Annotated in this window: 6 protein-coding genes; 3 read left to right on the top strand and 3 right to left on the bottom strand. The window is 55.1% G+C overall.

Translation table 11 applies throughout. The features are described from left to right. A partial coding sequence (locus O6944_03690) for a TauD/TfdA family dioxygenase (protein ID MCZ6718244.1) occupies positions 1-683 on the bottom strand: 683 nt, incomplete at its 3' end. A gap of 241 nt (positions 684-924) precedes the next feature. Here O6944_03690 and O6944_03685 point away from each other — a divergent pair. Together O6944_03685 and O6944_03680 are read left to right on the top strand one after the other, a co-directional pair. Then, on the top strand, positions 925-1,191 hold the full coding sequence (locus O6944_03685) for a hypothetical protein (protein MCZ6718243.1): 267 nt from the start codon (positions 925-927) through the stop codon (positions 1,189-1,191). Between the two features lie 71 nt (positions 1,192-1,262). After that, entirely contained in the window at positions 1,263-1,721 is a 459-nt protein-coding gene (locus O6944_03680; GenBank protein MCZ6718242.1) for a hypothetical protein, read from the top strand. Positions 1,722-1,913: 192 nt separating this feature from the next. Here O6944_03680 and O6944_03675 read toward each other — a convergent pair whose 3' ends face one another. Together O6944_03675 and O6944_03670 are read right to left on the bottom strand one after the other, a co-directional pair. Further along, positions 1,914-4,010: an IS66 family transposase gene (locus tag O6944_03675; GenBank protein MCZ6718241.1), complete on the bottom strand. Its 2,097-nt coding sequence runs from the start codon at positions 4,008-4,010 to the stop codon at positions 1,914-1,916. Positions 4,011-4,407: 397 nt separating this feature from the next. After that, positions 4,408-5,697: a RidA family protein gene (locus O6944_03670; GenBank protein MCZ6718240.1), complete on the bottom strand. Its 1,290-nt coding sequence runs from the start codon at positions 5,695-5,697 to the stop codon at positions 4,408-4,410. Positions 5,698-5,907: 210 nt separating this feature from the next. Between O6944_03670 and O6944_03665 the strand changes: the two genes are divergently transcribed. Beyond that, positions 5,908-6,645 (top strand): IS6 family transposase, encoded by a 738-nt coding sequence (locus O6944_03665; protein ID MCZ6718239.1) that lies wholly within the window; start codon positions 5,908-5,910, stop codon positions 6,643-6,645. The last annotated feature ends 317 nt before the right edge of the window (positions 6,646-6,962 follow it).

Raw genomic sequence — 6,962 nt, 5'->3', positions numbered from 1 at the left:
GATACAAACAGGTATTTGCGCCCCGTATAGGGATGGATGCGCACCAAGGGGTGAATCGCCTCTGGTTGCTGCTCGTGCTGCACCCGGTCCTCTTTGCCAGTCCCGGTCGACTTGCGACGACCGGCAACTTGATGAACCGCCTGCAAGCCCTCGATCTTCTCTTTTAACGCATCGCTCAAACCATCATAAGCGGCCCAAGCTGAAGCGAAGTTCGTACGCCCCAAAACCTGGCCGTTCTCTTCAGGTACCTCGATGGCGTATAACATCGACACCCCGACCGGTCTTTGCAGGTACGAGCCGTCGCTGTGCCAAACACGACCTGCGTCGGCATAGCCGATGTCGCGACCGTTCTCCTGGAGGTTGGAAACGAGTAGGATGTCGGGATGCTCCGGATGTGCGTAGTGGGTGAGGAAAGTACGGCTGATCTCACCGAAGCGCTTGGCAAATGCGATGAGCGTCTCGGGCGACAGCGCCTGATCGCGAACGCAAAGTACGCTTCGATGGTAGAAACGCCTCTCGAGTTCGGCGAAGTCCGACGCGTGGCTCAGTTCCGCCACAGCGAGTCCGAAGACCTCCGCCCCGATGATATTGTCCGATTCGACTAATGTCATACGCATAGCGACTCCAAGTCTCAGGTTTGAACACGCCTGTACGCGATAGATTATGATCCAACCGTCGCTCATTGTCTATCTTGCACGCTTGCCGCTGGCGAAATCCTGTCACCGTTGAAAACGAGCCATTGCGGAAACATTTTCTCATACCGCTACCCCCTCGTCACGGTGATGCAGAGCCCCCCCTACCGACAGCTTTCTGACCGCATCAATCTCGAGCGGCTGAATCGGAGTCGATTGCCACCGACTCTGGATCAGCTTGCAGACCTCTCCGGTTATTGCCGGTCGCCCCGGCTCTAGGTTTAGGCCGAGCGTGCACGATACAATCCGGCGTGGAAAGCATAGCCAAGATTTTTTGCAGGCAGCAGACGGTGTTGAAATTCTTTCTCAGAAAGGCAAGGTGCTGACAGATATGTGCGACAAACCATGGACACACCCGAGCTCTGCGTCGGTATGCCCCGACATCGCGACGGTGAGGGTCAGCGGCGTTTTTAAGGTGTCATATCAAAGCGATACGATTGAGACGGGTCATCAGGTAACCCGTCTTGGTTCGAACTCTTGGCTTGAAACGCGGGTTTAGAATACGTATTCTATTACGGTGTGCACGAATTAGTCTAAGCTAAGGCCTTTGTCTGACCCTTGGAGTGAGCTATGCGATGGGTGGTGGTGATATTACTGTTGGCGTCGTGTGGGCTTGCTCAGGCTGATGAGACCCCGGTTGAGGAGTTGTCGCCGGAAGCTGTTGTAACCTATGAACAGGTCGTCCGCCGCTTCAACACGTACACGGAATCGTTTGCCTCCTGGAATGCATTTAAAACGGCTGTTTTCTCTAAGTTGCCCCCTAACGCCTCAGGCATCTGCTATGAGTTGACAGGTGATGCGATGCAGCCTGTCAGTATCGCGAAGATAACGTTTCAGCAGATGGAGGGCGATGGCATGAAGCGGACACCGGGTGATGGCTGGCGAAACATTAAAAAAGATAGAACGTTCGTTGAATACCGCTTCAATCAAAAGGCTAATGTGTTGTTGCGTGTTGAAGGGGTCAAGCCAAGATGGTTCTTTGCCGGTACGAAGCGCATTTGTGAATTTCAGCTTGCCGATAAATCCTAAACAGCGCCACACAGAAGCGGCAACAAAATCCCTGCTCTTATCACCTAACCATTAACCCTAAGCAAAGGGGTTTTAAGCGCATGATGGGTTGAACTCGGGGCGTGGCATCGACAGTTTTGACATATGATGTATCGAAATCCTCGCAATCTAGATGCCAAATTATCGCTGGCCCCGCCGCCGTATTTTCACTGCTTACCCAGTCCGCCGTCCAATCATTAATCTCAACCCACATACTGTGTTCCATTGATTTTGTCCCTTCAGCTTGCGTTTCAGGAGCCATTCATTTGCTATAGCCTTACTTACACCACAAATACCTTGCCAAAAGGGTTGAGAAATTAATTTTGTAAAACTTCGGGGAACCCGTACCAAGAAGTTAGCAGGCGAATCCCGTGTCATCATGACATCGGGCGTCATTGGGCAAGAGGCGTCTGCCACACGTAACCGGGCTTTGGACTCTGTTGGGCAGGCGACCTCTGGGCGCACCCGTTTGGCAGCATCGAGGTGACGCGACCCAATCAGTTGTCTGAAGCGGGGTAAAGCGATAAGCCGGAGCCGTCCTCCGGAGGTATCGACCACTTCCGGTTCGCCCAGAGCTTGAGCGTCACTGGCCAAGGGTGTCCACCTCACTGGCGCAGGATGAGTGAGCTCTGCTCGGCGTTCTGCCGTCATCTGCCAGGGCAGAAATGAGCCGAGGTCCGTCGGGCTCTGGCCGCCATTTTCTGCACAAGCTTGCAAGAAGGCACTCAACCAATGGTGCGGATTGAGCTCCCAAAGCAAGATCGTTTGCACCACACTAAATATCGCCGCTGCCAGGTGGGCACTCCACACACTGCCTGAGCCGTAGTAGTTCTTGCGGCCCACCACCGGGTTGCGCAGTATCCGTTCTGCGGTGTTATTATCCATCGCCACTTCGGGACGATCGACAAAGACGGTGAGCCCGTTCCAGTGGTTGTGCAAGCTGGTCAGCACCTTGTGCTTGAGCAGGTGGAGGTCGGGCTCTTGAAGATGCGCCTCAAAGCGGGTTTGCATCTGGCTCAGCTTGGTTTTGAGGTCATGGTGGCACTCAGCAAAGGCAGACGATTGGCGATCGCGCGGCAAGGTCTCATCCCAGACCTCTAGACGGGCCTTATTGAGGCGGTAGAGCTCACGGATATCTTCGATCCAGACGAACATCCAGCTCTCAAACTCCGGCCAACTGCGTGCCGCTCCCAGAAAATCGCGCCGCACATGCACCCAGCAAAAAGCCAAAATCAGGTCGTCATGATCCTTGGCCAGACATTTGTAGGCGATGTACCGGTCACACACCAGCACCAGCACCACCTCCACCAGGTCCTTGCGCAGGCCCGCAAAATGCGCTTTGGGCACATCCGCCCCACCTCCAGGCGACATGCGGTAGTACACCACCGAGGCCGACTTGGTCAGCCACAGATACCAGCGATGACCGATTTTGCCCTCGACCTCTTCAAACACTTCCCACCGGGTTTCATCACCGTGGAACACCTTTTCGCTCATCTGCCGCTCATACAGCGCCGCCATCACTGGCTCAAAGAGTACCGCGATTTTTTGTAACCCATCGGTGAGCGTGCCTTGGGCCAGGGGCAAGCCATGATGCCGTAACTCGGCACATAAGCGCTCGGTGGGACGGCCATAGAGGTATTTGTCCAGTAACACCATCGTCCAGACCGACACCCCCAAGCCGCTTTTCGCGATGACGCGCGGCGCTGGCGGTGCCGTCACAATGCCGGCAACCTGTGGGCACTCGCACCTCTTTTGGTAGCGCAGGCGTTGGATGCGACGACGATGGGCTTGGACCTGGACTTCGATAATGTTGGATTCTTCCGCCCCGGGAAACGGCGCCAACGCCTCGCCACAGGCGGGGCAGTATTTTGCCGCCTCGCTCAAGTCATGGACTTCGGCCACCACCGGCAGGGCGCAGCGATCACTACGGCCATGCCCCGGACTGCCAGGCTGCTGCCCGCCATTGCGAACCTTGGCTGGCTCGAACTCACCCGCGCGCTCGGGACCAGCGGATTTCTCGCTCTTAATGCCGTAGAGGCGCTGGTTCAGGTCGCGCACCGTGGCTTCAAGTGCTTCCACCTGCGTCTTCAAGGCCATTTCGCGCTCCACCTGCCGCGCGTGTTGCGCCCGCCAGTAGCTCGCTTCCCACTTGAGTTCGATATAGGCCTGCTTGGTCAGTACCACTGTCTGCTGGGAAAAGGGCGTGGCGCTCTTGCCGTTCACTGGCGCCAGCTCGGAGTTGGCGTTGACTTGGGGATAGGTGCTTTCCATGAGCTACGTTATACCAGATTTTTCTGCAACGCGCTGGTTTCTCTGATGGGCTACTGGGTTAGACGAAGTTTTACTTAATTTTTTCCGTAACTCGTTGATTATAAATGTAGAAAAATAAAAGTAAGAATGGACATCGTGCTTATCATTGTTATGACCATTATCAATATGACCCAGATAAACATTATCATTTTGATACGATACCTTAAAAACCGTATCTCACCCAAGCGCCCTTGCCGCGGGTAAGACAGCGGCGTCAAGAAGGCGCTATAGCAGCCGCAAGCGAGTGTCGCCCCTGGAAGACCACGCCTTTTAGAGGAGGAAAAGGGCCTCAGCGCGGCCCAACAGTGCAACAGACTTTAGTTTTCGGGAAGGACAGGAAATTGGGTTCGAGGCATGGTTAATCTGATGGCACATAAACCCACAAATCAACCATCACCGTACATCCCGGAGCGGGCATTGGAGACGGCACGCGGACGGCACTGAAGGGAATGGGCTGATCCGGCAAGAACTCTTGCCAGACAGTGTACATCGGGTAAAATTCTCTCAGGTCAGTATGGAACTGATGCACACGGACAACGTTGGCAAGCGACGTACCGCCAGCGTCACAGATACGCTGCGCTGTTTCAAGGATATAGCGCATTTGCGACCGTGAACTCACCGCGTGATATGGCATTCCCACCCGAGCCTCGACGTCCGCAACGGCGCCGTCTTCGTCGGTGGCTATCAGTCCTGAGAGCAGTAACAGGTCGCCGGCTCGCACGGCTGGGGGGCCATACGTCATAGTGGATGGTATATCGCAAGCGACAATTTCTTTCTTGCTTGCGCCACCGTTTTTGACCGCCAGCACATTGATTTCGATGATACCTCCAAGCGTCCCGAAACCTGCCGTTGGCACCACGCTTAGGGCACAGGGGTGATCGCCGACATACATGTTCCAGACCCCCATGAAGTGCGGGAAGTCTTCGACATTCGCCAGGTACGCTTGCGTCTTGATGACGTTCTCAAGTGACGACCCCGCCGCCTCCAGAGCAGGACTGAGTAACGCCTTGATAATGAACTCGGCTTGCAGGTTGATCTCGGTTCCGGCCCACAGAGCCGCATCCGGCACTTGGGCTGATGGATCCACCCCCGTGTTGCCGCCAAAATGGGCCATCTGACCCGCTATGAAGATGTAGTCGCCCGAGGTCGCAACTGGCGCGAAGCCTGACCCGGTGGGCGCCACCAGATGCGACTGAGAAACGCGCTGTACCTCTCGCCCTTCACCCGGCATGACGGCGATCATCGAAGCGTTAATGTCCGCATCCCTGTGCAGCAGCTCAGGCATCAGCACCGAGGTGCTCGGCGGAATGTAGTTGCCAAAGTAGGCGCGTCGGGCGTCATGATAGGGATCGACGGCCTTCCAGGTGGGATAGTACTGGTCCAGACGAACGGCATGGGCTTGGTCGGTTCCCGCTTCGGCGAGCAATTCCTCAAAACGCCGCAAAATGAAATCCCCTTCGCGACGGTGTTTGGGTGGTCCATGCAAGGGGAAGCGTGGCTTGCCCACGACTTCCGGCGCCAAGCCGGTCGAGAAGTCCGTGGCTTCATGACCGGTCAGAAAAACCCAGTTGCCGGCCTTCATGCCCTGCGCAAAAAACACCTCCGAGCCGGCAATTTTGACGGGAGAAAGTGGCTGTACACGACTCATCAACAACCTCCTAAGGTGAACGTTTCTGGATGCGTAAAGGCGGCATTGCCAAGGCAGTGATGCTTTGTACGATCGCGGCGTTCAGTGCGGTAGTACTCGTCGATCGGCGCTGGTCCACATCAGGTCTTAGCACAGCGTCTCCCTTGTTGTTCCAAAAAGGCGCCTTTGAAACTGACCATTCGCTATCTCCCGCTTGACGTCTTTGTTGTTATGACCGAGCATGATCATACTCCAAATAGCCTACGGAAGAAAATTTGCGACACTACCCATTTTCCCCCAGAGGTCATTCTCATGGGCGTCCGATGGTATTTAGCCTACCCGCTGAGCACGCGCCACGTCGAAGAGCTCATGGAAGAACGCGGGGTCAACGTGGATCACGCCACCATCAACCGTTGGGTGATCAAGTACAGCCCGCAGCTCGAGGACGAATTCCACCGCCGCAAGCGTCCCGTTTGGGTGAGCTGGCGCCTCGACGAGACCTCTATCAAAGTCAGGGGCCTGTGGGTCTATCTCTATCGCGCAGTGGATAAGACGGGGCAAACGATTGATTTCCTGCTCACCGAGAAGCGCGATCAAAAGGCGGCCAAGAGGTTTTTGGCTAAGGCGATCGGCCGCAATGGTACGCCGGAGAAGATTAACATCGACAAGAGTGGCGCGAATGCCGCCGCCATCGTCAGCTACAATGCTGAGCATGGGACGACCCTCACGATCCGCAAATGCAACTATCTCAATAATATCATCGAGCAGGACCACCGGGGCGTCAAGCGGATCACACGACCCATGTTGGGATTCAAATCCTTCGACGCAGCTCAGAGTACCCTCGCCGGCATCGAGCTGATGCACATGATTAAGAAGAAGCAGATGAGGCTTGAGGAGGAAGAACAAGGCCTCAGTGCGGCCGAACAGTTCTACGCTCTGGCCTCCTATAGTTCCTCGCAAGTGAATTGATAGTTATTTTAACTAGAAATCCTTTATTTTACAAATAGTTAAGTGTCTTTTCTAGTATCAATTCATTTGCAAAGGACTATAGAATAGGAAAGCTCCTGTGACTACCTCTCAGTAAAACTGTCCACAGTATTGTTAGCGTATATTGGATGTTGATTCAAATGAGTTCGGAAAGCGCTTTGTTGATCGATCAAACGCTCCACGGCTACGCCGACGGGCACAGGCTGCTTGCGTCATCGCGGAAACTGCCGCGGGAGGCCGAGCGGACAATGTTGCTTTTGAGTGACCTGTCGGGCCACGGCAATATCTCAGGGTTCGAG

The sequence above is a fragment of the Gammaproteobacteria bacterium genome, assembly GCA_027296625.1.
Lineage (GTDB): Bacteria > Pseudomonadota > Gammaproteobacteria > JAKEHO01 > JAKEHO01 > JAKEHO01.
This window is presented reverse-complemented; position numbering and strand designations above follow the sequence as displayed.